The following is a 25,229-nucleotide window of genomic DNA, read 5'->3' as shown; positions in this document are numbered from 1 at the left end:
TTCTATATATGCTTTAAATTTTATTTCTCTATTCATCTTCCACTACCTCACAATTGCTTAATATTTCATCGATGTTATAGGGTTCTTCATCTTCCCATTTAACGAATTTAAACATTGACTCGAACATACATTCATAATCATCACAACTATCCCACGTTATATTACGCTTTTTAGGTCGCTTGCTAAATCCATACAATTTGTTATTAATGTCTCTTGCAATAAAGTTGTATTCATTTTCCTTAGCAACTTTTAAATATTCATACTCAAATCGAGTAAGTTTAGTTGGTTCTTTATATTCTTCTAATAATTCCAATAATGATAATCTCAAGCATTTTGAGCAATTTACATTACCTCCTCTATAACAGTTAACACTGTAATTCTGATTTGTTGCAATCTGAGCTAAATAACACCGTAAGGTATTATTTTCGTCATAAAAATTTTTAATCTCGTCTTTAATCTTTTCTATCTTTAGCATTCTCTTCATCCTCCAATTCCCTATATCTTTCTTCGAGAGAATTCAATATAATAAAACAACCTAAAATAAATAAAAATGCTACTGTAAGTATGGTTAGTAATATGTTTAACATTTCTATTTACCTCTCCAAATTTCTACAAAAAATCTAATGGTAACAGCCAGGGCTAGAAGCCCCAGTGTTACACTTACCAATCCGATTAATATTTTAACCATTTGTTACATTCCTTTATCAAAATAACAGTCTCCGCATACTGCATAACCAAAACCGATATGATCATGAATTTTGTGTGATGTATACGCATCTCCGTAAGTTATTTTTTTACCGCAGCACGCACACGATACAATTACATCCATATCATTTTCATATTTACTTGATCCTTCTGGTAATTCATAAGGATCATACGTACCTTTTGTTTCGTTCCATATTCTTGCTTGCATTTTAATACCTCAGTTTAGTGTGTTTATTAAGCACAATACTTTTATTTTTTTTACGACATTTAACATTCTTTTGTGCTTGACTATATTTGTATGTTTGTTCTTCTTTTTCTTTGATTATTTTATTTGGATCTATCTCTGGCCAGAAACATTCTCGGCACCCTGATTTGCGATTTTTCCATAAATAAAATCTCTTGTATTTTCTTAATAAAGTCCACATTTTCTATACCCTTATGTCTTTCAGCTTTTTATTTAATGATCGCATTAGTTTGTAAGGGAACTCGTTTTTTTGGAGATACTCAAACCATTTTTGTGAGTTAGTAAATCCCTTTATTCCACTAAAGTTAGTGTGTGAATACGGTGTAGCAATAACTCTATTTAATGCTGCTACATAATCATTATTGAATATTTCTTTTTTTGCAGATCCCATACAAATTGTATTTTCAGTTAATTCATTCGGCATTGGATATTCATACAAATCGGTTTCTAAACCCTCGTATTCTTTGTAAGAAAAAGCCGTTATTTTTTTTATTTTTGAATCATGATGATGAACAATATAAATTGCATTCGGAAAATTAATCATGTAGCTTTTATCAAATAAAGTCACGATTCTTTTATGTTCCGGTTGTCTTATTACTACATAACGGAAGTTAGCAGCTATTATTTGTTTGTCTAAAATAGTTATTCTTTCACTTGTGTTTTCGGTATATCCATTATTTACAAGTGTTGAAACAAGAGCTTTAACAGATATATTTTTAAAAACTATTTCATTCCCTTTTTTTATACAAAGTTCAGCATCACGATTGTTCGAATCAAATCTAACTACCATTTGGCTCATATTATCACCTCGTTTTCAGTTTCTAGAATTTTTATTATTGCAGTAATTAAATCATCTCTTTCATAATCACTTATTTCATCAATGGCAGCTGAAATTCCTGGATTAAAAACTCTATTTGTTTGAAGCTCTTTATTTAGATCCTCTATTGCATTTGCTATAATGCTTGAGTCAATATATTGATCATAAAACCCTGAAGCTTCTAAATATGTATACTCCATAAGCAGGAATTGTCCATTCTCCATATAAAACCCTAGTTGATTACATAATGCATAAAATGAACCGTTCGCTTTATAATTCTTTCTTAATCGCCTTGCAAGCGATTTGTTATAAATTTTTAAATGATATAACCTAAATCCGATAGTTTCAGCACAGTAACTATCTAATTTTCGTTCTTCACCATCGACGTAATAACACTCGTTTTGTGCTTCTTTATAGAATCTGTTAATGTGTTTTCTTACTTGCAATGGCATATTATTAGATATATTAATAAATTCTTCATTTTCTTCGTCATACATATATCCAAGTACACCATCAACTTCAGTTAAGACAAAATCATCAGACTTAATAAAGCTTTGAAAAATATATTGGTATATATTGGAATTAAACAGATCGTTAAAAACATGTAAATTTAAAAGTTCTAAATCTTGTTCATAATCAATAAATATTTCTCCGAGTGAGTCTGCATATTCCTCAAACGTATCTATACAATCATCAGATTCCAGCTGATAGCCAATTATTGCTTCAATTAGTGTTAAATCACTGTTTTTGTAATTATATTGTTTTTTAGTAAAATACTGTCTCAAATCGTTTGACAACCTGAACACCTTCTTTATACCCTGATTTTAATAATGCATGGCAGTGTTCCAAAACCGTTACTGCCATTTTTGCATTAGTAACAAGATATTGAATATTTCCATTAGCAGCTTGATCTTGGCAAGATACTTCATCGGGATGCTTATCTTCATCTAATTTGTATACTTGACTTCTTAATTTCCCAGTAATCACACCTTGCTTTTTCGATACCGTATAAACATTACCCTCGTATTCGCTATTTGCGGAATCAATGTAATAACAGTATTTCAAATCCTTGTCGTTTATTACTTTTTCAATAATTTTTCTAGTCTTATCATTGTCAACACACCCAAGAATTACAGGTATATATGCTTTATAACTTTTTATTAAATTAATTAAATTTTCATCATTTATGTACTGATCCATAAAAATACAATTAGTATCGTAAAGAGAATTTATTTTTCTTGATAATGCAACAGCTTTATTATCTCCAACATCCTGTTGCTGATATCCTTGTCTTACTATGTTTTTCTTTTCAACTACATCACCATCAATAAGGCACATTCTATTTCTAGTATCTGTTAGTAATTTTGGAAGATCTCGAGCCAATAACGACCCGGTTCCTCCAACACCAACAATGTAAAACATATATCTCATAATCAATTACCCCTTTTTATGCTGTTTTGCATTTGCAACAACGACATTATCATCTTCAATATATGAATACTCCATTGTTCCGGAAAATTCATAGTGTTTGTGTGCCAGCATAATTTTAGTAATTTCAGATTCTTTATACGTTTTACCCTCTTCAAAACCATAGTTGTCAATGTCAATTAAACAACCTTCACTATAAATATTAAACGGATAAAGATAGCCTGCTTTTTCATTCTTAGTTGCTTTTGTTTTAGAAGTTTTAGCTTTCTTCTTTACTTCTTTTTTTGGTTCTTCCTTAACTTCCTTTTCAGGTTCGTTTACTGCAGCTTCATTTTCAACAACCTCAGCTTCTTTAATTTCTTCTTTTTGTGGTTCTTCAACCTTAGTTTCTTCTTTTAATAAATCAAACAATCCCATAAATCTTTCCTCCTTTAAATCGACTGCATAGTCAATCCTATTTCTTCAATTACAACAATGACTTTATCCTCTTCACCAAAACGTTTCATAGCCACCTGATCTACGACTTGCACATCGTCCTTAAAAGCAACCTTGTTAAGTGCATCTAATATACATTTTTGTATATTATCAACGTCAGGTTTCTTTGTTGGAAGAAATTCATTATTTAATAATTTAGCTCTTTTTTTCTTACTTAAACTTTTGGCTGGCTTAACATAAATAAACGTCATAACCTTTACAGCTTTATCACTTATGTAATTCCTATATTTACTTCTATAGCAGTGTTTTATAAATTTTTCATAGTCTGATGTTTTCTTTGGTGTATAGGCTTTTGCAAAACCACCTTGCATAGTAAACTTAGGTCTACCCTTGCCAACTGCTTCACCTGGAACAACAAACCTTAATTTTTTTAGATCATCACTTAATACATTAAGCGAGCATTGGGTCGAAGTCATCTTCGAACTCCTCCTCGAGTTTTTCAGCTTCAGACATTAAATTATCAAGTTCTTTTTCTTCAACACAAGTATCATTTCCAACAACTTCTACTGTTACTTTTTCGGGTAACTCTTCAATTTTATTTATTATTTCAGATGCTAAATCATCATCCTTTTCAAAGTTAATTTTTTGCTGAACTGCCTCACTTTTACGAGGATTATATCTAGTATTAAAAATCAAAGTAATCGATGCAGTGGTATAACCATTATCAAATTCAACTGCTTCATTGCATAATATGTATTCAGCATTCCACTCATTTCCAACGCGGTCATTAAAACTATCCTTGTCCGAACAAACATAGACATCAAAATTTTTTAATTTATTGATAAACTTCAAATCATCATCACACAACCAAGCCTCAGATAGAGTTACAATTTTAGCAATTTTACATTCATCACTTGAATCCAATTCGAATACATGAGTTGCAAAATAATCGGTATTGACAAAAAACTCCTTAACACTGCTTAAATATTCATCACTGCATGGATAAAATTCTAGTTTTTCAAGTTTAATGTCATCATTAGGCAGCAATGATATCTCATATGCTGCATCTTTAAAATCGTACATTTCGCGATCAAATTTTTCTGTATGATAGTCAAATATTCCTGCATAGTTATTAGCAATAAATTTCAGCTTTTCACCATCACCGAAAATTACAATATTTTTAGAACCAGTTTTCTTGAAAATATCTTTGGCAATTGCTAAAAATTTATATAAAAACGGTTCATAAGACTTTTTAATTAACATTTTTAATTTCCCTTTCATAATAAAATTCTTTTTTTAATAGGTTTTCTTTGATATAAGGAGCTTTTAGTCATAATAGGTGAACTTATTACTCTTATAGTTAAAAACTCCTTAAAATCAAAATTTTACTTATTTTTAAAACTGTATATCATCTTCCATGATGTCGTATGTATTCACATCTTCCATAAAATCACTCGGACCTGACGATCCATTATGAAAATAATTATCGTTGGCCATCTGCTGAACTTTTTGAGTATCCATAGGTGCCTCATTTTGATTTCTAGTATCAAGGAACTGCACGCTATCGCATCTAACCTCAACAACAAATACTGTTTTACCGTCTTTATCATCGTATGTTCGGGTTTGAATTTTTCCTTCAATACCGACTAAGCTTCCTTTAGAACAGTATCTTTCAACATTTTCAGCAGGTTTGCGCCATACAACACAATTAATAAAATCTGCTTGTCGTTGACCGTCTCCGCTTGTAAAATTACGATTTACCGCTAAAGTAAACGAGGTAACCGCATCGCCTTGTTGAGTTCTTCTAAGTTCAGGATCTCTAGTCATTCGTCCAACTAGGACTACTCTATTAATCATTTTTACTACTCCTTTTGCTTTGCTTTTTAATATCCATCTGACAACCTCATGCAATTAATTACATATTTTCTTTTGTATGCATTATAAATTTCATCCCACGTAAACCCTAGTTTATTGCCAAGTATGAATAGATGCCCAAGAATCTGATTGGTTCTTGAATTTTCATCACACTCCCATATAATGCAATTTAATATCCACGAGTAATTTAAATGTATTAAATCGCTATAACTTTCATAACAATCATCATATTTGCCTTTGCTACGCGAATGATTTGTTAAACTTAATGCAAAATGTAACGCATCAGCATATTCAATAAGTGCTTTTTCCCGGTTATCAACCACTGTTTTCTTCCAATGCTTGAATTTAGTAGGCATTTCATTCATTAATTCACCTAATTCAACAAACAAAGCTACTTTTGTTTGTTCTTCGATTTTTTCATCCCACACAATTCCTTGTTCTTTTAAAATTGCTTCATCAAGTTCTTTCTGCAATTTTAATAATTCTTCTAACTGCTTTAACATTTTTATTATCTCCTCTATTCAAATTGTTTTAATGTTTCGTTTAATTCATCAAGATCAACATCTAATTCATCAGCTTGTTTTTCGATATTGTAATTTTCTTTAAGATTTGTAGACATTGCTTTGTAAAAATAAGCACGACGATTATTTATGTTTTTATCTATTATTTTATGAAGTATGTATTTTGATTTCACTAATACATCAACTGCATCATAATCATTAATATAGTCACATATCATCTTGTCAAATTCATCAAACTCATCTTCTTTAATCAAAGAATCATCAAATAAACGTTTTGTAATAAAATTCGCGCAAGCGGTTTTATCGTTATATCGTTTTATCGTTTTATCTTTTTTTAAATCTGTTTTATCTATATCTAAACTCTTATCTCTTATATCTAGACTCTTGACTCTAGACTCTTGACTCTTAGTTATTTCTAGTAATTTTTCGGTAACGTTATTAGCGTTACTATTAGTAACGTCTTCAGTAACGTTATCAGCTAACTTTTTTTTCCTTTCACGGTATCTTTTTTGACGTTGAGCATTCGCATTAGCTGCTTCGCTTCCTACCATTTCTTCATAATTTGCAATCTCTAAAATATCGTTTTTAGACTCATATACAAGACCTAGTTTTTTAAATAATTCAAGCGCGACCGCTACTGTGTCAAAATCAAAGTATTTAGTATCACGAACTATTTTTTCAATGTTAAACGGTACTATCATTTCACCAACCATAGTCATAAGTTTTCCACGATTATTAGCGGTATTTAGACATAACATTTGATATAAAACAACGTACTCACAGCCGTTTTTTTGAGATAACAAGAAGTCTATTTCATCAAGGCTGAAAAAGTCAGTTTTTAGTTTTATCCAATAATATCTTTTATCGGCCATTTGTACTCCTTTCTAACTTACTAAGGGAGCTATTGCCCCCTAGTAATTACATCTGCATTGGATCAATGTCTTCTAGCACTGGTTCAGGTTGAGCTTGATTTACGATATTTTCAACCGTTGGAGTGCTTGTTGTCTCTGGAATTTGATTATTAAATGCCGGAGATACCTCAACTACTGCATTGTTAGGGTTGTCGATGTATTCTTTTGAACCATCTTCTTTAATTACTGCCATATCACTCTCATAGGCAATCTGCATATCAATACTCATAATCCCCCACTTAGAAATTAACTGTCTAAGCATTGTTTTATATGCCATTACATCAAAATCTTTTTGCCAAAAACTGCTTGATTTATCAAAACTTTTTGAATATGTTTTACCATGATTTTTCATTTTTTCTTTTGACCAGTACAACGATTTTCTAAACCCGTTTGTATATTCGAACATTGCATAATAACCAATTGTTTCAGCATTTTCTCTTTGGACTTCATCATCAATAAGGTTAACCTCGATTTCTTCATTTAAAGGATCGTACCTAATCAATTCTCCTTCTTTAATCGATAACACATTTAGCTTTTTATACATTCCGCTTCTAATCGCTAATTGGATCATCCCTTTGTATCCAAGAATGAATTGCGCATTACTTCCAAAAGGCACTAAATAATACTGACCAAGTTGTGGACTGGGTGATAATTTTAAACTTTCACCTAATAACGCACCAGATAACAAAGTATCAAAGTTACATTTTTGTAATTGTGGTGTTGCTGCTACCGCACTAACAATAGACGATATAAATCTTTGGCCATCTTTTCCTCCAATCATACTATTCACTTTTTTGGTAACCGCTGCACTTGTCATAAAATTACTAAATGTTGAACGATCACTACTCATCTTTGCTACTCTATCTTGTACTGCCATTTTAATTAATCTCCTTTACATTGTATTTACTTACCGCCCCAGTTTCTGGTTCAGCTAGCTCTTTTTCAATCATTTTTACTTCATTAAAATCAAATTCTTTACTTTGTTTTAGAAATTCCATGTATCTATTCAACATTTGCAATGATGCTAAATCTCCTGTAAATTCAAATGTTTTAGTCCATGTTTTACCATTAAATTTTTCAGGTGTTTCTTTAATTTCTGTAACAACATATTTTCCAGTTGTTTTAGCAATAATTTCATCACCACGTTTAAATATCTGTTCATCTTTATTAGGTTCAATTGATGGTTGTTGAACCGCTTCTTGTTGTACTTTTTCAAGTTCCTTTTTATGTTGTGTTTCAAGCTGTACTTTTTGATGTTGTAATTCCTTCTCCGCTTCAGCTTTAAGTGCTTCTTTTTGTGTTTTTAAAGCGTTTATTTCATCTGTAATATTCTTTGTAATATCGCCAAGATTATTACCCACTTGATACTGAAGCTTATATTTTTCACGACTTATTAACTTTTCATCTACCCCAACCATAGTGCATGTATTAATGATGGTACTTTCAATAAGCTCCATATCTTTTTTGTATAGATTTTCCTGCTTCATTAGGTCATTAAACTGGGTTTCAGCCTCGCTCTGAAATTTTTTATTTGAGCATGATGCATTTAGCCATTTTTCATCAAATACAAACTTATTAGCATACTCTCTTGAAATCATTTCTTTTTTTATGAGTACTTCTTTAAGCTGCTCGATAATTCCTTCTCTTTCCTTGCGAAGCTTATCTTTTTTCTCTTGGATATAAACATCAACATCATTTGCAATTTTTTGAGCTGTAGTATTAAGTGCCTCTACAACACTTTTTACTTTGTTCTCGTATGTATTAAACGAATCCATATATACTTTTTTGGAACGTTTTCTTTCATCGTCAATGGCTTTTGCCCATTTTCTTAATTCGGGAACAACTCCCGTACCTTTAGCAACGAAACTTTTATAATTATCTTCTGTAACTACAACATTAGCTTTTGCTTTAATAACTGGAATTAAGGCAACCAAACTATCAACATTAGAATCAATTGTTGCTCCCTCTGGTTTCGTGTTGGTAACAAGTGTTAAGTCTTTTTCATTCAATTCAACAACTTCACCTGTGACCGTTGCATTTGCTTCAATAATTTTTTGATCATCAATCAGATTCAGCCCTAATTGTTTAACATCAACTAATTGGTACGTATTTGTATCAATATCTGCCACTGGCGCCCACCATATAAAACCATCATCTGCACGATACAATACAAATATTGCATCCCCTGGATAATTCATTTTGCTTACAGGTTCTTTATTAGCTAGAAAACAGTTTTTAATAGCTAACCATTCAATAACTTTTTCGAATTCTTCTTTGCCGGCAATCCTTACCGCTGCATAACCGCCTAACAGCTTGTTTTGTAAATCATTCATTTAACATTCCTCCTTATTTTAGTTCTTTATTTCTATTTTCACTGAATGGTGGCGGATCTAAATGTGTAACTTTTCTCCAGAACCACAATTCAGTTTTCACTAATAAATCAGTACTTCTTTCTAAATCTTCACGGTGCATGATAAATATTCTTGTTTCCTGCTTACCATCATTGTCATTAGCCCAGGGAATATCTAAAATTGCGTATAAAACTACAAAATCAAAATTTGTCGTATATAAATAATGCAAACACTGAAAGTAATATGTAACTGGCATCTTGTCCTTGGTCCAGTCTTCAAACATTCCATTATTTTGAATTGTTGTAGATTTTATTTCTAAGATACCTTTTTTATTAGTTGCTTTATCAATTAAAGCACCATCTAAATTAGCTCTCATAAATGGAAACTGCTTGCTGGATAAGCTAATACCTTTAGTATCTATAACCTTATACTTGCCACCGTACAAAACTTTAAATAATTCAAACATTACCGGTTCTAAAGCATTTCCTTTTTCAATTGCTTTGTTTGTAATAAAAGGTGCTTTAACTTGTCCGGTTTTTTCTTCCCAAAGCTCATATGGTCTTTTATAATTACTAACATTCATCACTATGCCGGCATCACTACCGCCAATGCCTTTACTTCTTAACTCATGCCAATGCTCATCACTTTTTACAAAATCTATATCGCAGTTGTTAAAGAAACTTATATAATCAAAGTCTTTATTCGCTAACATCTAATATCGCGTTTGCTCGTTCAATTTCTTCTACTGTGTAAGTTTCTTTAACTGTTTTAACTAGCGTTTCTTTAGCCTCTTTTGTTAATGCACCTTTTCTAATGTGTCTTAAATATTCAAGTAAATTTGCTTGTTTTATATCTGTCATTCCAATGCCTCCAGTTCTTTCTTTTTAACAGCAATTTGGCGATTAAGATTTCTTTGTAAATCATAATCTTCATCATTGAAACGATCCTTACATTGAAGAATATTTAACTGTCTTTCAAGTTCCCAAATTTGATTTTCCAATACCTCTTTACTCATTTCTAATCCTCCTTATTCCTTATAAAAACTTCTAAATATTTTCTATCGAATTTCGAATGATCAGTGACATAAACATCAATAATTTTTCCAGTAAATGAACCAGTATCCTCAGCAATGTATATATGACCATCAATTAAAACTTCACTTCCTAAAGGAATTATTGAAGTATCTACACCAATCGTTCGTCCTTCTACATATTCAGTTCCTAGTTTTGTTGGATAACCCACCCATGGACCATTACATTCCTTACACATACAATAATTTGTAATTTTGAATATTCCCAATGAAGTTCAAGCGGGTATCTCTCTAACACCTCTAGCAGCAACTTCACGCACTTCCGTGGGGTACTGTTCTTCCCATGTTGCATCTATGCGTTCACATCCCTTTGCAAGAATTCCAGCTAAAGCAAACATAGCTAATATCATTGCCATCACTATTACGCCGGCTTTTGTACTTTCCTTATTAATCATTTTGACTTTCCTCCTAAAACCCTCTATAATGAAGGTGTTATGTATTGGTCTCTCGACCAATTTTTAAAGAAAGGTATTGCGAGTATCTTTCTTTAACTCAGCGACTTGTTCTTCTGTGTAGAACAGGTCGTTTCTTTTTTCTCTCATATTTACTTGGTTTAAAATGTCATACAATTCAATAAGTGCATTTCTATCCGGCACATCAGGGCGATAAACAATTGTATTTTCATCAATCTGCATCTTTATCACTTTTCCTAACCTCCTTGATTAAACATATGCACTTATGTAAGTTCATGTTCTTTATCCAATAACTTTTTTATGTAATTAACTCCTTTTTGATAAACCAAAGTTTTAATATTTATAGCCGTTTCACTATTTGGCTTCGTATACTTCTGTTCAACAACTCTAAAATATCCACAATCAATATATTTCTGATATGGTTGATTATTATGCATCAGCACCTTTTTATTTCTTAAAAACTCAAACAGACGATTTCTTCCATATCCTGGATAATCCAGCACTTTAGCGACATCCGCCATCTGAATAGCAGTTTTACTACTGGCTACTGCATCAAAGAACTCTGCTTTAGGCTTCATTTCAATAACTTGCTGATTAAGATTTTCAATCATTTTTTGACTTTCTATCAAACCTCTAGCAATTATTTTTTCTGGACTGTTCCATTGTTTCTCAACTTCAATAAAATATTGGCGAGCTTCCTTGCCCCTTTCATTACGTTGGAGCATTGCAATTTCTTTTGCCATATCTAGTGTGATTTCATGATCAGTAAACTTTGTTTCATTTCCTTGAGCTGTTACTCTTTTTTGAGTAATAGCTCTATAGTCTAAATTTTCATTAAAACCATACTCACACATTCTTTTAAACCAATCGTTATATTTGCTTCCTACTTCTAAAAACTCATGCAAATCCCTAGCGGACAATGTTATTCGGTCGGCATCATAATTAATTTTTAAAAGTTCATCCATACGATCACTCCTTTCTTAATTTTTCTTACCATGAGGCAAGTATGAGGAAACTATCCATTATTCGTGTGTGTTAAATTGGAAACATATTTAATCGATTTATTCACTGTGGTTTTGGAGTTTTTAATAATGGTATTTGTATCAATCTAATAATTAGATAATTCCCTCATACCTGCCCCACGATATTTTTGTTTAACTCCGTTTTTATAACTTCTAATATGCGTCTTTTAAAGACACTTGTTTTTATTTAGAGTTATAATTTAGTTGTGCTTTTGAAAAAACTTTCAACCGTATTTTATGGTGTACATTTCATTTAAAAAAAATAACACTTACTGGTTTTTGTAATGCATTTGCAATTGCAACCATTGTTGAACTTTTTATAATAATACACTCGTTATTTTCTAATTTAGAAATATATGGTCTACTTATACCAGATTTTTCAGATAATTCTTTTTGTGTCATACCCATTTTCTTTCTAAATTGTTTAATTTTGTTCATATCGCACCTCCATTCTTGTGTACACTATTGAGTCCACAAACAAAGTATACTATGGAATACAATATATGTCAATCATGAAATACAAAATTACTATATTTTTTGTTTGTCTTTGTGTACTTTCTAGTTTACACTAAAGCTAGGAGGTGTTTTCTATGGTAAACAATCTTGGTCAATATTTACAAAATGAGCGCAATAAAAGAAATATGAGCCTAAGAGAATTTTCAAAGTACCTAGGTATTAGTCATTCATATCTTAATAAATTAGAAAACGGTGTTGATTCACGTACTGGTAAACCTGTATCGCCAACAATTGAAATGTTAAATGACATCAGTAAATCATTACATGTTTCATTAGAATATCTTTTGGAAATGGCCGGATATGTAAAAAATAGCAATTTAAACAATGAGTATAACTCATTTTCAACACCACAAGAAGCATTGAGTTTTATTCTTAAACAAGAAATGATTGCGGATTATGGTGGATATGATCTTGATACTATGTCTGATGATGAAATAATGGAAATGGCGGAAGATGTGGCAGATATGTTAAAAATTGTTTCAAGAAAGCACAAAAAATAAATAATTATTAAATGGGAGAAATGTGCTATGGAATTAAAGACAAAACTAAATAATATTGTAAATAACTATAATACGACCAATGTTAAAGAAATATGCGATTACCTAGATATAGAGATTGCATATACAGAATTTAAAGCAAAAACACTAGAATCACGATTAATGATTATTGATGGTAATGGTTATATTTTTGTTCGACCAAATTTAGATGAGCGCTATGAAAATTTTTTAATTGCTCACGAACTCGGACACTATATTCTACATTACGATAAGAACATTAATTTTAACTTTTTAAAACGTATCTATAAAACAAGATTAGAAAAAGAAGCTAACGAATTTGCAATCAGACTACTAACCTATGATATTAATTTAAAAGATTATGATAATTTAGAATTTTTAGCAAAAGAAAAAGGGATACCACTCAAAATATGGTATTCATTATGTGAGGAAATATAGATGGTAAGTATTAAAAATTTTATTATAAAATTACTAGATATAATTGGACCAGCTCTTCTAATAGCTATCATTATACTTATCATCTTACATTTAGGAGGTTACACTGGAAAAAAGGCATTGGAAATAGCCATTAGTTCAATCACGATACCACTAATTCTTGTTATTGGAAAATACAATTTAATTGACATGCCAAATACGATAAACACACTTCATAGTGTTTATAATAAATAATTTGAAGGGAGAACTAAGTATGAAGAAAATTTTAAGTTTATTTTTAGTCCTTGGACTTTGCTTTGGACTAACAGGATGCGGAGGAAGTGGATCTGATTCAAGCGATAAAGCTGAAGAAAAAGTCACTTATGAAAGTATCCTTAATGACTACACTAAAAAAATTAAAGATGCTACACCCGGAATTGTAGAGGAATTTAAAACTGAAGCTGAAGCTAAAAAAAGTGATATTAATGCATTAGCCGAATTATCAAATTCTAAAATTGAAAAACTTGCTGAAATTTGTAACGAAGGTATAGAAAAGATGGCTGAATTAAAATTAAAAAACGGTGATGATGATACTACTTATACAGATTGGGCTAAAAAACTTCAAGATGTTTATACTGAACAATCTAAGCAAATTTCGGATGCATATCTAAGTGTAGCAACCGGTCAATAGTCAGGATAAAATAAAAACACAAAGGTCCACTCAGTGGACTTTTATGTTAGGAGGAATTAAATTGAAAAAAAGAATTGATACAAATCATGAAAAAAATTTAGACTACTTTCAAGATAATTATCCCGAATTATTGGATGATTACATAGATTTTTATGAAAACGGTGTAACATTAAGCGACGGGGAAATTACACCGGAAGATATGGTTGATATTGTAAGAATAACATCAAATTTTAACAAAGATAATTATTTTAAATTAAATTAAACATACAATTTATAGAAAGAGAAAGTTGGTGAAAAAAATGTATGGGATGTATTTAAGAAAATCTCGTAGCGATGATCCAAACGAAGATATAAATGATACACTGGCCAAACACGAAAAGATATTATTTGATTTAGCCGATTCCCTAAACATAAACAGAAAAGAAATAATGCAATTTAAAGAGGTCGTATCCGGTGAGAATATTCAGAACAGACCTGAAATGAAGAAATTACTTGAGTATGTAATGGAGGGTGTCTTAGAGGGTGTTCTTGTAGTTGATAGTCAGCGTCTTGCTCGTGGTGATACTGTAGATCAGGGAACTATTATAAGAGCATTTAGTATAAATAATACAAAGATAATTACTCCCATGAAGACGATTGACCCACAAAACGAATATGACCAGGAGTATTTTGAATTTGATTTATTTATGGGTAGACGCGAATACAAGATGATTACCCGTCGTATGCAGCGTGGGCGCCATATTGCAGCACAAGAGGGTTACTATGTTGGTAGCATCGCTCCCTATTCTTATAGTCGTATTAAACTAGAAAAAGGATATTCACTCGAAATATACGAAGAGGAAAACATAGTTTTCAACATTATGAAAAAAAAGGCGCTTGAAGATGAAGGGTCTACAAATATATCTAATCATTTAAATGAATTAGGATATAAACCAAGAAAAGGTGAATATTGGACTAAAAGTGCAGTCGAAGCGATACTGCTAAATGAAACTAATTTAGGATTAATAAAATGGAATTCTAGAAAAGAAGTAAAAGTTTTTAAAGACGGTAAAATTGTAAAAACACGTCCAAGAAATCCTAACTATGAACTCTATCCCGGTAAACATCCTGCCATAATGACGCAAGATGAATATGATAGAATTAAATTTTTAATGAAAAAACGAAGTCATCCAGTAAAAAAAGATAAAACCTTACAAAATCCATTAGCTGGTTTAATCGTATGTGGATTTTGTAATCATAAAATGGCAAGGCGACCTTATAAAAATGGTAGAGTTGAAACTATCCTATGTACCACATCACGATGCAAAAACGTTGCAAGTGATATTCATGTAGTCGAACAACGTATAATAGATACTCTTAAAGATACACTAAAAAACTATACTAACTACGTTAATAATTATTCTGTTTCTGTTAATAAAACTTACGATGATAATAAAAAACTACAACTTGAAGAATGTGATAAAGAGCTTGAAAAATTAAATAAGCAAATTATAAAAGCGTGCGAAATGCTCGAGTTAGGAGCGTATACAGTTGAATTATTCAAAGAACGTAAAAATACCCTCGAAAATAAAATTAACACTGTAAACAAAAGAAAAGACATCCTAGCAAAAGAAACGGAAGCAATGAAAATAGAACAATATAAAAAAGCTATCCCACAATTACAAAATGCAATTGATTTATATTGGAAAAGCTCTACAGAAGAAAAAAACAAAATATTAAAATCCATTATAGATAAATGTATCTATAAAAAAGAAAAAGGAGGACGTTGGGATCCTGATGCGATAAAGCAATTTAAGTTAGAAATATATTTAAAGGTGTAATAAGTCACATTATAACCTACATCATTTATGGGCTAATTCTTCAGTACCAATATCTGTCAATAACGCTTGAATTTCTGGATATGGCATTGTATAGCGTTGAGATAAATATCTAAGTGCCGCTCCAAGCTCTCCATCAGGTCCGCCTAATTGGTCAATAATAACTGCCGCTGCTTTTGCATTCGGTTTAGTAATGTTTATAGGGTATTGCAAACGTTTTTCGTACAACCACATTTATGATCACCTACCCATGGCCAAGGTGCAGATAAGTAATCGTTTTGGTAAGCTCCAACTTCTCGATTTACTAAAGCATGACCTTGTTTTTGATATTCTTTTTTTGCTGCTTTTAAACGTGTTGCTGCCTCATTAAAATAATTCATCGCTTCTTTATCACAGGGATGAGTATCAATAAATAATGCAGAATCTTGCACTGCAAAATCCAACATCATGATTTGCATTAATAGATCATCATTTTTCATCGGCATAACTCACCCCATGGCAAATCTAACTCTTCAAAGATAGTTCCAGAGTGAAAAGCTTTAACAATTGGATATATCTTTCTAAATTCTTGGCATTTTATTGATGAAATACCTAACTCTAATTTATTCATTAAATTCCTCCTTCTACTCTAAATTATGAATATTGAAATAATTCGTATAGGTTAACATCACAAGAAACTTATTTATAATATTTATTAATTTTTTATTTACAAGATTTTACAATTATGTTATTATTAATTGGCAGTTGGAAATAGAGGTATAGTTCAATGGTAGAATACCGGTCTCCAAAACCGTTGATGTGGGTTCGACTCCTACTACCTCTGCCAGTAAACAAATAAGTGGCTAATTAAGCCACTTTTTTATTTATTAAAAAGAATTATCTGGAAATTTTATCATCACTTTTTCAATCAATAACTTTATCAACAACTGTTTGAAGTAATGAATCATTTTAAGATAAATAGTACTTTAGAATCTCATCGATTTTGGTATCTTCTTTTTTTACTATTAATAATATTTGTTTATTTTTAATTGCTACAAATGTATTATCAAAATAATAGCATTTATCAGCATACTCAGTTTGAATATACTTAAATTTTTTTATCGCTTGTAAATAATTTAAATATTTTACATCATTAGTAGACCATTCCCCTGTCGTTTCAACAATTGCATCAATTTCTATTTCATCAGGAATCCTGCTATCTCGCTCCACGCCACAAACTATTTCTTCAAATACCTTATTTGCAATATAATTATTTAAACATTCATATTTACTTTCTAAAAAAATCAATTGCTCTCCTTCATAAGAAGTATTAACATAATTACTAACTAAAATCGACCGCGTTGAAGTGCTCTCAACGTTTATTCCCTTTTGTAAAGGCTGAATAGTTTTAATATTAATATCAAAATCAATATTTTGCATTGCAATCACAAATACTACAACTAATACCATTGCAACAGCAGTCTTCCCTCGTCTAAGTGTACTATTAATTTCATGGTAAGCTTTCTTATTGATATAATAATTATATATTTCAAAACCACCAATTACTATTATCAGGCCGATCAAAACAAACGGGTTATATACTACAATATCAATTATCACTAAAGTTAAGATAAATAATAGAATCAGCCCAATTAACTTTTCAATTATAAAACATAGTTTTATCCATTTTTTTAACGATTTTTTATTTTCTTGTTGGCGATTGATACTTAGCTTCATCAAGAATAGTGCAATACCATCGATAACAAACATTAAAGCTATAAAGATATATAAATAATGACCGAAAAACAGCTTTGTATTAAGAAAGAAACTGCCAAGAGTATATCGAATTACCAATAAATTCATTTTCCATATACTTGAGTTTATAATCAATAATATTAATGCACATCCAATTATTAAAAAAACATGGAAATATTTATATATGTTGCCTAATGCCATTAGCCTTGCTGCTTCATCTGTATGTAGATTCGCTGCATTAATATCTTCATTATAAAAGAATGAAATTTCTCTATAATTGTCAACAAAGCGATAGCCTTCTAAAGTGATCATTTCAAGATAATCAGGTGTTAAAAGATTATAATCCATTTGATATTTAACTTTTCTGGGCGACCGCCGTTCAAATTTAAAAAAAGTTGTTCCCACTTTCACTAAATACCAGCCATCTTGTGCCATTTTTTCTAAATAGGTAATACATTCATCTTCATAAAGTAACAAATCATTGAGCAATCTATATTTAACCTTCACTATGTTCTCCCACTTTCCATAATTTAAAATAAAATTTCCCCATGTAATTTTTATTAAAAAAAGCCATTAAATAAATTAACAATTGCCAATATCAATACGCAAATCAACTACCGCTAAATCTTCGGTATAAAAATTTTGATACATTTATAAATATCTATAAACATATACCAGTTATCAAATCTTTATATTCATCACTATGCAGGTGATAATCAACTTGATATTTTAAATTCTGAGATTTTTCCCTTACAAAAATAAAATTTAATAGTTCTTAAAATCCAGCCATTTCTTGCCTAATAAATTTAATTGACTTAGATATTCCTCCTCATCTATAAACAGCATATCATATCTTTTTATTTTAATTTTTATCTTGATTTACCTCATTCAAAGCTTTTATCTGCATTTCCAGTTTCCGCTTTTCCTCTTGCAGTTTATATTTACCTATTTTTGTAATCTGGTAAATTTTTTTTCGATCAATCTCACTTACTAATTCAATATAACCATCATTTTGAAACCGCGATAAGAGAGTATATAAAGTTCCTGCTCCTACCCTTATCTCATCATTTGTAATTCGCATAATTTCATTCATAATTTCATAGCCGTGTCGAGGAACATTCAATACTACTAAAATATAGAACATTTGAGGCGTGAGTGTTTCAAACTCTTTTCTTGCCATTTTTACCACCCTTATATCGATTATCGATACTCTTCTTACTTTTATTATACACTAACTATGTTGATAATCAATATAGTTAACTAAAAAAAGAATCCCAAAGGATTCTTATTCATCACAATACAAATGCATTGGATATGATAGATATTCTAATTCATCTAATTTTTCAACTGTCATATATCCTGGTGGCGCTAATAAAATAGATGGGATACGATTAACTACGGTTGCACATGTATGTTCAACTGTCGCAGGTTTTTGAACATAGAAACTTACATCAGGTTCACCTTTAATTTTCCAGTCGCACATATCACCATCATCAGGTCCATAGACTTTACCAATACATTGAGTTTCAATGATTGGTCCTTGGAAAGTTTCTGTTGTAACTACCGCAGACATTCCGATACAATTTCCTTTCGGAATTGTTTCACCCAATGTTTCTGAATATAAATCAGTATCATAAAAATATGGTACACATTTTTGTGTTTGCGATTTGATTGTCCATCCCATTTTATTGCACAACGCTTCATTTGAATTCCATACATAAGCTGGTTCTAATGTCTCAGGATGAGCAAGTTCTTTTTCAAATTGTTCAGGACTAAATCCAGCTCCATGAGCTTTAGCAAGTGCTAAACCATAATCTTCAACATTATAAGAAACTGCACCCTCAATTTTATCAATACGTTGACATCCAGCAGCAACTGTTCCAATCATATTGATCCAGTATATATCCTGCATTCCTGAACCAACGATTGTGCACCCTGTTTCTTTAGCTAATTCATCTAATTTATTAGTAAGTTTTGATGAAGTAGTCCATGGATAAATTGCCTCTTCACATGTTGTTACAACATTTATTCCACGGCGAACACATTTTTCAAAATGAGGATAGCAATCTTCCATAAAACTAAATAATGTGACTACTGCAATATCTGGATCACATTCATCTAACACAGCATCTGCATCATCACTGATCGTTACCCCTAGATTAAATCCTAATTCTGCAAATTCACCAATATCCTTGCCTACAACATCAGGATTTACATCGATAGCACCAACAATATCAGCACCTTTTTCATATAGATAACGGATTATATATTTTGCCATTTTTCCGCATCCATACTGTACAACTCTAATTTTTTCTTTATTCATCTTGATTACCTCCATATACTCTAAGTATAAACTTTATTGTTACCATAAGGTCAAGAATTTGTGAAATAATTATCAAATTTTTATTGGAACTTGTAACCTTAAATACATATTTCTTTGTTTATCGTTAAATATCAAAATATCATTCAAACTTTCGCATAGATAATCCCCGACTATTGTATAATTTTTAGATTCAATTTCATCAAAAAGACGATGTGCATATTCCTTTTCTTTAGTAAAATCATCACAATAAATACATAGATACATATTAGCTGGAATTGTTTCTTTTTTTAACGGAATTTCTTTTTTATCATCAATAAAAACAAAAATTTCAGTTGCACAAAATTTTCTTTTCAAAACATATTCCTTACGCAAAATAGTTCCTGGATTAAAAAAGATTGTTGGAGGTAAAGCTTGTTTAATGAGATCATCTTTAAATTCCCTTAATAATTCTTCATAAACATCTAGATCATAATCATAAAAATTTACTTTTTCATCAACATAGAGCATCGTTCTTTTATTTATAAATTCTAATGTGATCATTCCAACTTTTGGGGCAGCTTTAAAAAGTTCAAATGAATCAATTGTTTTTTGAATTGCTGCTTTTTGCTCATTTAATTGAATAATTTGATTGTTAATCTGTAGCTTACTTTCTTCTAGTTTTTCCTGTAATAATTCTAAATTTTTTGAATCAAAAATTTCTTTGATTTCTTTTAAAGTCATTCCCAAATTCTTTAAATACTGAATTATGTCAAGTCGTGCAGACTGACCAATATCATAGAGTCGATATCCGTTATGTTCATCTACATAAGCTGGTTTAAATAAACCCATTTTGTCATATAATCTTAGGGTTTGTTCAGTTACGTTATTTAATTTTGCCATTTTCCCTATTGTATAACGTTTCATTTAAATCACCCATAAACATTATACCAAGAATAAGGTTTTTTGGTAATTGAGATGATAATATTTCGTTTACAAATTTCTATTCCATGATAGAATAGAAGAAGGTTTAAGGAGACGTATATGTTAATAAGTGCAAATAATTTATCAAAAACGAATGGTATTAAAAATATTGTTGATAATGTTACTTTTTCAATTGAAGAAACCGATAAAGTTGCTTTGATTGGAGTTAATGGTACGGGGAAAAGTACCTTGTTGAAAGTCATTGCTGGAAATGAAAATTATCAGGGAGATATTATTAGAAAAAAAGATATGACAATCTCATACTTACCACAAAACCCTGATTTTGATCCTAATAACAGCGTTATTAAACAAGTTTATAAATTAATTGATGCCAGCGAAGTTAATGAATATGAAATCAAAGCAATTTTAAATAAGTTTGGAATTACTAATTATGAACAGTTAATTAAAGAATTATCAGGTGGTCAGCAAAAGCGTATTGCGCTTGCAATCACCTTGCTAAAACCATGTGATCTCTTAATTCTCGATGAACCAACTAATCATCTAGATAACGAAATGATTGAATATTTAGAAAAATATTTAATTAAGTTCAACAAAGCCATTCTAATGGTTACCCATGATCGTTATTTTCTTGAACGAGTTACCAATAAGATCATGGAAATTGATCGTAGCAAAATTTATGAATACACTGCTAACTATTCAAAATTCCTTGATTTAAAAGCACAACGCGAAGAAGCTGATCTAGCTTCCCAAAGAAAAAGAAAATTATTCTTAAAAAAAGAATTAGAGTGGGTTAGAGCTGGAGTTCAGGCTAGAACTACTAAAAGCAAAGAGAGACTTCAACGATTTGAACAGCTCAACAATATTTCTGATATTCAAACTATTAATCAAGTAGAATTAATCAATACTGCTTCTAGACTTGGTAAAAAGACAATTGAGTTGAAAGATTTGAGTATGTGCTACGATGATCATACCTTGTTTAACAACTTTTCTTACTTATTTAAACGAACAGATCGAATTGGAATCCTCGGAATAAATGGTTGTGGTAAAAGCACCCTTCTAAAGATTATCGCTAAAGAGTTAGAACCAAGCAGTGGATCAGTTACTCATGGAGATACAATTAAAATCGGATATTTTAAACAGATGAATGATGGTCTTGATGAAAATATGCGCGTGATTGACTATATCAAACAAACAAGTAATGATTTAAAAACCCTTGAAGGCAGCTTTACTGCTAAACAAATGTGTGAACGTTTCCTTTTTGATTCAAGTTTACAACATACTTATATTGCTCGTTTATCAGGTGGAGAAAAACGTCGTCTATATTTGTTGAATATTTTGATGCAAGCTCCCAATGTACTATTGTTTGATGAGCCAACTAACGATTTAGATATTTCCACTTTAGCTATTCTTGAAGATTATCTTGATAGTTTTAATGGCATAGTCATTACCGTATCTCATGATCGTTATTTTCTTGATCGTATTTGTGATGGCTTATTCGTTTTTAAGAATCAACAAATCACTTATTGTAATGGTGGCTATAGCAGTTATATCGATATTTCTGAACAACAAAATAAGAATAAAAGCGACGGAGCTTTAAAATATAAAGAACAGAAAAAACTTCAAAGTGCTATTCGCTTAAGTTTTAAAGAAAAACAAGAACTTGAAAATATGGAAAAGGTTATTCTTGAGTTTGAACAACAAATCAAAATTATTAATGAACAAATGAATGAGTATCAAAGTAATTATAATAAATTGTCAGAATTATCAAATCAGCGTGACTATTTAAATGAACAACTTGAGATTAAAAATGAACGCTGGTTAGAGCTATTAGAAAAACAAGAACAAAGTCAAAAATAAAATAGCGCCTTATGCGCTATTTTATTTATATTGATTTAAAAAATTATGATAACATCAAAGACCGCTCTAACATAAAAAATTGAACGCTCATGATCAGCTTTAGCAACTTTGCATAAAGTTGCATTATAACCATACTCTTTTTATTTTTGATATAATTCTACTGATTGTTCAAAAGGAACAACATGATCCTTAGAACCATGCAGAATAAGAATTGGTAGCAAATTCATTTTCGCTTCAAGATAAGATACCGGTGATGCTTCACGATAGAGAACTTCATCATCCTCGCACCAGCACCCCAACAAATCATAAATATTTGTCATTTCTTTTTCATTATATTTACTAAAACCTTGATTGAAAGTTAAAAAGTTAGTCACACCATATAAATCGATCATTCCCTCAACATCTTGGGGATATTCTAGAAAAGTTTGATAACTATAATTTTTAACTTTTATAATTAAACTTTCTTGATCTCTAGTACTTCTAAATGTAAATCGTATTCATCTAAATACAGCCCACGATCTTCAAACTCAGCCTCACCAGTTTGATTATCATATGGATCTTGACGAATAAATTGTTTCGGTGGATAAAGATCGTATTGATATTCACTATTTGCAGGCATTCTAAACGGATCAAGGTGTCCAAAATAATACTGCCATCGTTCCTGATCACCATTACGATAAGCAGAACCTCCAAAAGAACAATCAGCATATAACCAGCCATATGGAGCAATATAAAATCTTGCCCAATCATGATTACCGATATCCTGTGGAGTTACATATAAACCTGCTTGCCAACGGGCAGGAATCCCCACGCAACGACATAAAGTAATAAATAATAGTGCTTGAACACCACAATCACCTTTTCCACCTAAAGCAGCATACTCAGGAATATTGGGAATTGTGTAATAATTCCGAACAAATGAATAGGTTATGTGAGTTGTAATATACTCATATATTAATTTAGCTTTAATTAAATTATTTGTCTCGTCTTTAACTATTTCTTTTGCCAAAGACTTTAAATAAGGGGTAAAAACAATATGCGGTGCTTGTTCATGTAAATAAAAATTAGGTTGACTTTCTAAAACATCTTCGGGTTTAAGTTCTACATATTTCATCTCATTATCATATTCATACTCCACATAAAAATCTTTAACCTGATCAATATTTTCTTCAAAATAGATAGTTCGCTGTGGATGACTTCCGTCATTTAAATATTTGTATTGCGGCATTGTCGCAATTAATTTAAAATTCTTAACTTGACAATCTTCTAACGGCAAAGGAAGATGAATTTTAATTTTTTTATTTGAATCTGATGCCTTGATCTTAATTCCCGTCTTTAAACGAAAATGATATGTTAATTGTCCCTTTGTTTTAATTTCATGTATTGCATTATTAAGCAGTGCAAAATTTGCTTCACGACTTTCAACTTTGCTTTTATCAAACAAACGTGCAGCATAATCATTTCTAGTCTTTAAAATGTTATCAAAAAAATCAGCTCTAAAGTATGGTTGTCCTTCTACAAAAATCCATTCTACCGCATTTTCATCTTGTAATTTTTCTAGTTCCTCATCACTAAAATCATTAAAATTATTATGACAAATTTTTAAAGCTTCTTCATATGATAACGGATATTCTTTAGGTATTCTACGAATAATTTCTTTTTCATGAAGCAGTCGTTTTTTTAAAGCTATTGGAATATCATTAGCTAATTTTGCATCAATTATTCTTTTCATTCTTGTAAAACTACCATGCCATTTTAATTTTAATAATTCCTCTGGCAACGGAATTTGTAAATACTGTAAGTCATCAAAATTATAATTTCCCATTATTCTTTCCTTTCTTTACATATACCAGGTGATAATATCATCAGAACGCTCATAGCCTAATTTTTCATGTAGTCGCATTGATGGATAATTATCTACTTCTACTTGTAAATAAATAATTTCGTTTTCAGCAATTAGTTTTTGCATTAAATACTGTTCTAGAGCCTGAGCTATTCCAAGACGTCGATATTCTTTAATTACTTCAACAAAACCAATTGTTCCCTCTATATGACGCCCAGCAAATCCAACAATCTGCTTTTCAATAAACGCACCCACAAATACATTAGCATCAATTCGTTCAAGCAAATATGCTTCTTCAATCGGAGTAGAATAATTTTCTTTAATAAATTCAAAATATTCCCTCCCAATTTCTTTAATTTCAACGATTGGGTTATTAATTATTCTAACATATTTTTTTAAATAGCCATACTGGTAAGCTACAATTTCTTTATTTAATCTCCATTTTTGATTAATTATATTAAAATATTTATCATTGTGAATTGCTAGCATTGAGCACTTATCTATTTGTTTAAGTAATTGTTCAGCAATTTTTTCATCTTTGAATGCAAGCATATAGATATCCTCAAATTTAAGCATTATTCCTGCCTGATTATAATATTTTATCTTAGCACCATGTTCAAGAGCATATATTAAATCTAAATTATTAAGATAATCTTGTTTAAGAAATTTTAATATCTCATTTTTCATCATTCCTACTCCTATTAAAAAAACAGGCACTGCCTGTTTTTAGAGGCTCTATACTAAAACTGGAGGGGAAATATATCCTGCTCCAGTTTTCTTATATTT

36 protein-coding genes, 1 tRNA gene and 1 pseudogene are annotated in these 25,229 nt (G+C 30.6%); 7 read left to right on the top strand and 31 right to left on the bottom strand.

Annotated features, from left to right (window positions below; translation table 11 throughout):
* Positions 1 to 28: 28 nt before the first annotated feature.
* The 21 genes from KSU54_RS15520 to KSU54_RS15420 all read right to left on the bottom strand — a co-directional run bounded on the left by KSU54_RS15520 (position 29) and on the right by KSU54_RS15420 (position 12,250).
* Entirely contained in the window at positions 29 to 475 is a 447-nt protein-coding gene (locus KSU54_RS15520) for a hypothetical protein (protein WP_118249214.1), read from the bottom strand.
* Between the two features lie 216 nt (positions 476 to 691).
* Entirely contained in the window at positions 692 to 913 is a 222-nt protein-coding gene (locus tag KSU54_RS15515; protein WP_118143956.1) for a hypothetical protein, read from the bottom strand.
* 220 nt (positions 914 to 1,133) lie between these two features.
* Positions 1,134 to 1,748, bottom strand: a complete 615-nt coding sequence (locus tag KSU54_RS15510; RefSeq protein ID WP_118249212.1) for a hypothetical protein — start codon at positions 1,746 to 1,748, stop codon at positions 1,134 to 1,136.
* Positions 1,745 to 2,563 (bottom strand): hypothetical protein, encoded by an 819-nt coding sequence (locus tag KSU54_RS15505; RefSeq protein ID WP_118249211.1) that lies wholly within the window; start codon positions 2,561 to 2,563, stop codon positions 1,745 to 1,747. The genes KSU54_RS15510 and KSU54_RS15505 overlap by 4 nt, the downstream gene beginning before the upstream one ends.
* Positions 2,532 to 3,197, bottom strand: a complete 666-nt coding sequence (locus KSU54_RS15500; protein WP_118249210.1) for a ThiF family adenylyltransferase — start codon at positions 3,195 to 3,197, stop codon at positions 2,532 to 2,534. Before KSU54_RS15500 ends, KSU54_RS15505 begins: the two co-directional genes overlap by 32 nt.
* 6 nt (positions 3,198 to 3,203) lie before the next feature.
* Positions 3,204 to 3,611, bottom strand: coding sequence for a hypothetical protein (locus KSU54_RS15495; RefSeq protein ID WP_118249209.1), 408 nt, complete (start codon positions 3,609 to 3,611; stop codon positions 3,204 to 3,206).
* A gap of 14 nt (positions 3,612 to 3,625) precedes the next feature.
* The gene (locus tag KSU54_RS15490) at positions 3,626 to 4,105 is read right to left on the bottom strand and encodes a RusA family crossover junction endodeoxyribonuclease (RefSeq protein ID WP_118249208.1); all 480 of its coding nucleotides are present in this window, start codon (positions 4,103 to 4,105) and stop codon (positions 3,626 to 3,628) included.
* Positions 4,080 to 4,892, bottom strand: a complete 813-nt coding sequence (locus KSU54_RS15485; RefSeq protein ID WP_118249207.1) for a hypothetical protein — start codon at positions 4,890 to 4,892, stop codon at positions 4,080 to 4,082. The genes KSU54_RS15490 and KSU54_RS15485 overlap by 26 nt, the downstream gene beginning before the upstream one ends.
* Before the next feature lie 132 nt (positions 4,893 to 5,024).
* Positions 5,025 to 5,486 (bottom strand): single-stranded DNA-binding protein, encoded by a 462-nt coding sequence (locus KSU54_RS15480; protein ID WP_118249206.1) that lies wholly within the window; start codon positions 5,484 to 5,486, stop codon positions 5,025 to 5,027.
* Positions 5,487 to 5,512: 26 nt separating this feature from the next.
* Complete coding sequence (locus KSU54_RS15475; protein WP_118249205.1) at positions 5,513 to 6,007, bottom strand: dUTP diphosphatase; 495 nt, start codon at positions 6,005 to 6,007, stop codon at positions 5,513 to 5,515.
* A 14-nt stretch (positions 6,008 to 6,021) separates the two neighbouring features.
* The gene (locus KSU54_RS15470) at positions 6,022 to 6,897 is read right to left on the bottom strand and encodes a phage replisome organizer N-terminal domain-containing protein (RefSeq protein WP_118249204.1); all 876 of its coding nucleotides are present in this window, start codon (positions 6,895 to 6,897) and stop codon (positions 6,022 to 6,024) included.
* Positions 6,898 to 6,943: 46 nt separating this feature from the next.
* A complete protein-coding gene (locus KSU54_RS15465; protein ID WP_118249203.1) occupies positions 6,944 to 7,813 on the bottom strand; it encodes a recombinase RecT in 870 nt (289 codons plus the stop codon).
* Position 7,814: 1 nt separating this feature from the next.
* The gene (locus tag KSU54_RS15460; protein ID WP_118249202.1) at positions 7,815 to 9,269 is read right to left on the bottom strand and encodes a DUF1351 domain-containing protein; all 1,455 of its coding nucleotides are present in this window, start codon (positions 9,267 to 9,269) and stop codon (positions 7,815 to 7,817) included.
* Between the two features lie 13 nt (positions 9,270 to 9,282).
* The gene (locus tag KSU54_RS15455) at positions 9,283 to 9,999 is read right to left on the bottom strand and encodes a YqaJ viral recombinase family protein (protein ID WP_118249201.1); all 717 of its coding nucleotides are present in this window, start codon (positions 9,997 to 9,999) and stop codon (positions 9,283 to 9,285) included.
* Positions 9,986 to 10,147, bottom strand: a complete 162-nt coding sequence (locus tag KSU54_RS15450; RefSeq protein WP_158559016.1) for a hypothetical protein — start codon at positions 10,145 to 10,147, stop codon at positions 9,986 to 9,988. The genes KSU54_RS15455 and KSU54_RS15450 overlap by 14 nt, the downstream gene beginning before the upstream one ends.
* Entirely contained in the window at positions 10,144 to 10,302 is a 159-nt protein-coding gene (locus tag KSU54_RS15445) for a hypothetical protein (RefSeq protein WP_158559015.1), read from the bottom strand. The genes KSU54_RS15450 and KSU54_RS15445 overlap by 4 nt, the downstream gene beginning before the upstream one ends.
* A gap of 2 nt (positions 10,303 to 10,304) precedes the next feature.
* Complete coding sequence (locus tag KSU54_RS15440; protein ID WP_118249200.1) at positions 10,305 to 10,586, bottom strand: 3D domain-containing protein; 282 nt, start codon at positions 10,584 to 10,586, stop codon at positions 10,305 to 10,307.
* Positions 10,587 to 10,592: 6 nt separating this feature from the next.
* On the bottom strand, positions 10,593 to 10,772 hold the full coding sequence (locus tag KSU54_RS15435) for a hypothetical protein (protein ID WP_118143973.1): 180 nt from the start codon (positions 10,770 to 10,772) through the stop codon (positions 10,593 to 10,595).
* Positions 10,773 to 10,835: 63 nt separating this feature from the next.
* A complete protein-coding gene (locus tag KSU54_RS15430) occupies positions 10,836 to 11,021 on the bottom strand; it encodes a hypothetical protein (protein ID WP_117580683.1) in 186 nt (61 codons plus the stop codon).
* Between the two features lie 32 nt (positions 11,022 to 11,053).
* On the bottom strand, positions 11,054 to 11,755 hold the full coding sequence (locus tag KSU54_RS15425; RefSeq protein WP_118249199.1) for a phage antirepressor KilAC domain-containing protein: 702 nt from the start codon (positions 11,753 to 11,755) through the stop codon (positions 11,054 to 11,056).
* Between the two features lie 306 nt (positions 11,756 to 12,061).
* The gene (locus KSU54_RS15420) at positions 12,062 to 12,250 is read right to left on the bottom strand and encodes a helix-turn-helix domain-containing protein (protein WP_117580687.1); all 189 of its coding nucleotides are present in this window, start codon (positions 12,248 to 12,250) and stop codon (positions 12,062 to 12,064) included.
* A 152-nt stretch (positions 12,251 to 12,402) separates the two neighbouring features.
* On the opposite strand from KSU54_RS15420, the gene KSU54_RS15415 reads away from it, so the two are divergent.
* The 5 genes from KSU54_RS15415 (at position 12,403) to KSU54_RS15395 (ending at position 15,768) form a co-directional block, all read left to right on the top strand.
* Complete coding sequence (locus KSU54_RS15415; protein ID WP_117580689.1) at positions 12,403 to 12,828, top strand: helix-turn-helix domain-containing protein; 426 nt, start codon at positions 12,403 to 12,405, stop codon at positions 12,826 to 12,828.
* A gap of 27 nt (positions 12,829 to 12,855) precedes the next feature.
* Entirely contained in the window at positions 12,856 to 13,281 is a 426-nt protein-coding gene (locus KSU54_RS15410) for an ImmA/IrrE family metallo-endopeptidase (RefSeq protein WP_118249198.1), read from the top strand.
* A gap of 250 nt (positions 13,282 to 13,531) precedes the next feature.
* Positions 13,532 to 13,948, top strand: coding sequence for a hypothetical protein (locus tag KSU54_RS15405; protein WP_118249196.1), 417 nt, complete (start codon positions 13,532 to 13,534; stop codon positions 13,946 to 13,948).
* Positions 13,949 to 14,009: 61 nt separating this feature from the next.
* Entirely contained in the window at positions 14,010 to 14,210 is a 201-nt protein-coding gene (locus KSU54_RS15400; RefSeq protein ID WP_117580699.1) for a hypothetical protein, read from the top strand.
* Between the two features lie 37 nt (positions 14,211 to 14,247).
* Positions 14,248 to 15,768, top strand: a complete 1,521-nt coding sequence (locus KSU54_RS15395) for a recombinase family protein (protein ID WP_118143981.1) — start codon at positions 14,248 to 14,250, stop codon at positions 15,766 to 15,768.
* A gap of 27 nt (positions 15,769 to 15,795) precedes the next feature.
* On the opposite strand, the pseudogene KSU54_RS15390 reads toward KSU54_RS15395, so the two are convergent.
* From KSU54_RS15390 to KSU54_RS15380, 3 genes and pseudogenes are all read right to left on the bottom strand, one after another.
* Positions 15,796 to 15,999 (bottom strand): annotated as a pseudogene (locus KSU54_RS15390) (manganese catalase family protein); the annotation flags it as partial.
* Positions 15,963 to 16,244 (bottom strand): spore coat protein CotJB, encoded by a 282-nt coding sequence (locus KSU54_RS15385; protein ID WP_003536321.1) that lies wholly within the window; start codon positions 16,242 to 16,244, stop codon positions 15,963 to 15,965. The pseudogene KSU54_RS15390 and the gene KSU54_RS15385, both read right to left, overlap by 37 nt.
* Positions 16,241 to 16,375 carry a spore coat associated protein CotJA gene (locus KSU54_RS15380; protein ID WP_003536319.1) on the bottom strand — a complete coding sequence of 45 codons (135 nt, stop codon included), beginning with the start codon at positions 16,373 to 16,375 and terminating at the stop codon, positions 16,241 to 16,243. Before KSU54_RS15380 ends, KSU54_RS15385 begins: the two co-directional genes overlap by 4 nt.
* Before the next feature lie 142 nt (positions 16,376 to 16,517).
* Between KSU54_RS15380 and KSU54_RS15375 the strand changes: the two genes are divergently transcribed.
* A tRNA-Trp gene (locus tag KSU54_RS15375) sits at positions 16,518 to 16,591 on the top strand.
* A 122-nt stretch (positions 16,592 to 16,713) separates the two neighbouring features.
* On the opposite strand, the gene KSU54_RS15370 is transcribed toward KSU54_RS15375, so the two are convergent.
* The 4 genes from KSU54_RS15370 to KSU54_RS15355 form a co-directional block, all read right to left on the bottom strand.
* Positions 16,714 to 18,006, bottom strand: a complete 1,293-nt coding sequence (locus KSU54_RS15370) for a DUF2812 domain-containing protein (protein ID WP_003536317.1) — start codon at positions 18,004 to 18,006, stop codon at positions 16,714 to 16,716.
* 355 nt (positions 18,007 to 18,361) lie between these two features.
* Positions 18,362 to 18,679, bottom strand: coding sequence for a PadR family transcriptional regulator (locus KSU54_RS15365; RefSeq protein WP_008791364.1), 318 nt, complete (start codon positions 18,677 to 18,679; stop codon positions 18,362 to 18,364).
* A gap of 105 nt (positions 18,680 to 18,784) precedes the next feature.
* Positions 18,785 to 19,822: an NAD(P)H-dependent amine dehydrogenase family protein gene (locus KSU54_RS15360; RefSeq protein WP_008791363.1), complete on the bottom strand. Its 1,038-nt coding sequence runs from the start codon at positions 19,820 to 19,822 to the stop codon at positions 18,785 to 18,787.
* Positions 19,823 to 19,894: 72 nt separating this feature from the next.
* Positions 19,895 to 20,725 (bottom strand): MerR family transcriptional regulator, encoded by an 831-nt coding sequence (locus KSU54_RS15355; RefSeq protein ID WP_003536311.1) that lies wholly within the window; start codon positions 20,723 to 20,725, stop codon positions 19,895 to 19,897.
* 117 nt (positions 20,726 to 20,842) lie between these two features.
* On the opposite strand from KSU54_RS15355, the gene KSU54_RS15350 reads away from it, so the two are divergent.
* On the top strand, positions 20,843 to 22,600 hold the full coding sequence (locus tag KSU54_RS15350) for an ABC-F family ATP-binding cassette domain-containing protein (protein ID WP_003536309.1): 1,758 nt from the start codon (positions 20,843 to 20,845) through the stop codon (positions 22,598 to 22,600).
* 140 nt (positions 22,601 to 22,740) lie between these two features.
* Here the strand turns inward: KSU54_RS15350 and KSU54_RS15345 are convergent, their stop codons facing one another.
* From KSU54_RS15345 to KSU54_RS15335, 3 genes are read right to left on the bottom strand one after another with little or no spacing between them, the layout of a single operon-like run.
* Positions 22,741 to 23,052, bottom strand: a complete 312-nt coding sequence (locus KSU54_RS15345) for a prolyl oligopeptidase family serine peptidase (RefSeq protein ID WP_308690688.1) — start codon at positions 23,050 to 23,052, stop codon at positions 22,741 to 22,743.
* Between the two features lie 2 nt (positions 23,053 to 23,054).
* The gene (locus KSU54_RS15340; protein WP_003536305.1) at positions 23,055 to 24,425 is read right to left on the bottom strand and encodes a transglutaminase-like domain-containing protein; all 1,371 of its coding nucleotides are present in this window, start codon (positions 24,423 to 24,425) and stop codon (positions 23,055 to 23,057) included.
* A 15-nt stretch (positions 24,426 to 24,440) separates the two neighbouring features.
* Positions 24,441 to 25,130: a GNAT family N-acetyltransferase gene (locus KSU54_RS15335; RefSeq protein ID WP_009300018.1), complete on the bottom strand. Its 690-nt coding sequence runs from the start codon at positions 25,128 to 25,130 to the stop codon at positions 24,441 to 24,443.
* Positions 25,131 to 25,229 lie beyond the last annotated feature (99 nt).

This window comes from Erysipelatoclostridium sp. MSK.23.31 (assembly GCF_019125875.1).
GTDB classification, from domain to species: Bacteria; Bacillota_I; Bacilli_A; order Erysipelotrichales; family Coprobacillaceae; genus Thomasclavelia; species Thomasclavelia ramosa.
The sequence above is the reverse complement of the archived record's forward strand: the minus strand, read 5'-3'. Positions and strand labels throughout refer to the sequence as shown.

Bases quoted from the DNA above. Each gene is read 5' to 3' on its own strand.
- KSU54_RS15520 (WP_118249214.1), bottom strand. From the start codon at position 475: ATGCTAAAGATAGAAAAGATTAAAGACGAGATTAAAAATTTTTATGAC.
- KSU54_RS15515 (WP_118143956.1), bottom strand. From the start codon at position 913: ATGCAAGCAAGAATATGGAACGAAACAAAAGGTACGTATGATCCTTAT.
- KSU54_RS15510 (WP_118249212.1), bottom strand. From the start codon at position 1,748: ATGAGCCAAATGGTAGTTAGATTTGATTCGAACAATCGTGATGCTGAA.
- KSU54_RS15500 (WP_118249210.1), bottom strand. From the start codon at position 3,197: ATGAGATATATGTTTTACATTGTTGGTGTTGGAGGAACCGGGTCGTTA.
- KSU54_RS15495 (WP_118249209.1), bottom strand. From the start codon at position 3,611: ATGGGATTGTTTGATTTATTAAAAGAAGAAACTAAGGTTGAAGAACCA.
- KSU54_RS15490 (WP_118249208.1), bottom strand. From the start codon at position 4,105: ATGACTTCGACCCAATGCTCGCTTAATGTATTAAGTGATGATCTAAAA.
- KSU54_RS15485 (WP_118249207.1), bottom strand. From the start codon at position 4,892: ATGTTAATTAAAAAGTCTTATGAACCGTTTTTATATAAATTTTTAGCA.
- KSU54_RS15480 (WP_118249206.1), bottom strand. From the start codon at position 5,486: ATGATTAATAGAGTAGTCCTAGTTGGACGAATGACTAGAGATCCTGAA.
- KSU54_RS15475 (WP_118249205.1), bottom strand. From the start codon at position 6,007: ATGTTAAAGCAGTTAGAAGAATTATTAAAATTGCAGAAAGAACTTGAT.
- KSU54_RS15470 (WP_118249204.1), bottom strand. From the start codon at position 6,897: ATGGCCGATAAAAGATATTATTGGATAAAACTAAAAACTGACTTTTTC.
- KSU54_RS15465 (WP_118249203.1), bottom strand. From the start codon at position 7,813: ATGGCAGTACAAGATAGAGTAGCAAAGATGAGTAGTGATCGTTCAACA.
- KSU54_RS15460 (WP_118249202.1), bottom strand. From the start codon at position 9,269: ATGAATGATTTACAAAACAAGCTGTTAGGCGGTTATGCAGCGGTAAGG.
- KSU54_RS15455 (WP_118249201.1), bottom strand. From the start codon at position 9,999: ATGTTAGCGAATAAAGACTTTGATTATATAAGTTTCTTTAACAACTGC.
- KSU54_RS15450 (WP_158559016.1), bottom strand. From the start codon at position 10,147: ATGACAGATATAAAACAAGCAAATTTACTTGAATATTTAAGACACATT.
- KSU54_RS15445 (WP_158559015.1), bottom strand. From the start codon at position 10,302: ATGAGTAAAGAGGTATTGGAAAATCAAATTTGGGAACTTGAAAGACAG.
- KSU54_RS15435 (WP_118143973.1), bottom strand. From the start codon at position 10,772: ATGATTAATAAGGAAAGTACAAAAGCCGGCGTAATAGTGATGGCAATG.
- KSU54_RS15425 (WP_118249199.1), bottom strand. From the start codon at position 11,755: ATGGATGAACTTTTAAAAATTAATTATGATGCCGACCGAATAACATTG.
- KSU54_RS15420 (WP_117580687.1), bottom strand. From the start codon at position 12,250: ATGAACAAAATTAAACAATTTAGAAAGAAAATGGGTATGACACAAAAA.
- KSU54_RS15415 (WP_117580689.1), top strand. From the start codon at position 12,403: ATGGTAAACAATCTTGGTCAATATTTACAAAATGAGCGCAATAAAAGA.
- KSU54_RS15410 (WP_118249198.1), top strand. From the start codon at position 12,856: ATGGAATTAAAGACAAAACTAAATAATATTGTAAATAACTATAATACG.
- KSU54_RS15405 (WP_118249196.1), top strand. From the start codon at position 13,532: ATGAAGAAAATTTTAAGTTTATTTTTAGTCCTTGGACTTTGCTTTGGA.
- KSU54_RS15395 (WP_118143981.1), top strand. From the start codon at position 14,248: ATGTATGGGATGTATTTAAGAAAATCTCGTAGCGATGATCCAAACGAA.
- KSU54_RS15385 (WP_003536321.1), bottom strand. From the start codon at position 16,244: ATGAAAAATGATGATCTATTAATGCAAATCATGATGTTGGATTTTGCA.
- KSU54_RS15380 (WP_003536319.1), bottom strand. From the start codon at position 16,375: ATGAATAAATTAGAGTTAGGTATTTCATCAATAAAATGCCAAGAATTT.
- KSU54_RS15365 (WP_008791364.1), bottom strand. From the start codon at position 18,679: ATGGCAAGAAAAGAGTTTGAAACACTCACGCCTCAAATGTTCTATATT.
- KSU54_RS15360 (WP_008791363.1), bottom strand. From the start codon at position 19,822: ATGAATAAAGAAAAAATTAGAGTTGTACAGTATGGATGCGGAAAAATG.
- KSU54_RS15355 (WP_003536311.1), bottom strand. From the start codon at position 20,725: ATGAAACGTTATACAATAGGGAAAATGGCAAAATTAAATAACGTAACT.
- KSU54_RS15350 (WP_003536309.1), top strand. From the start codon at position 20,843: ATGTTAATAAGTGCAAATAATTTATCAAAAACGAATGGTATTAAAAAT.
- KSU54_RS15340 (WP_003536305.1), bottom strand. From the start codon at position 24,425: ATGGGAAATTATAATTTTGATGACTTACAGTATTTACAAATTCCGTTG.
- KSU54_RS15335 (WP_009300018.1), bottom strand. From the start codon at position 25,130: ATGAAAAATGAGATATTAAAATTTCTTAAACAAGATTATCTTAATAAT.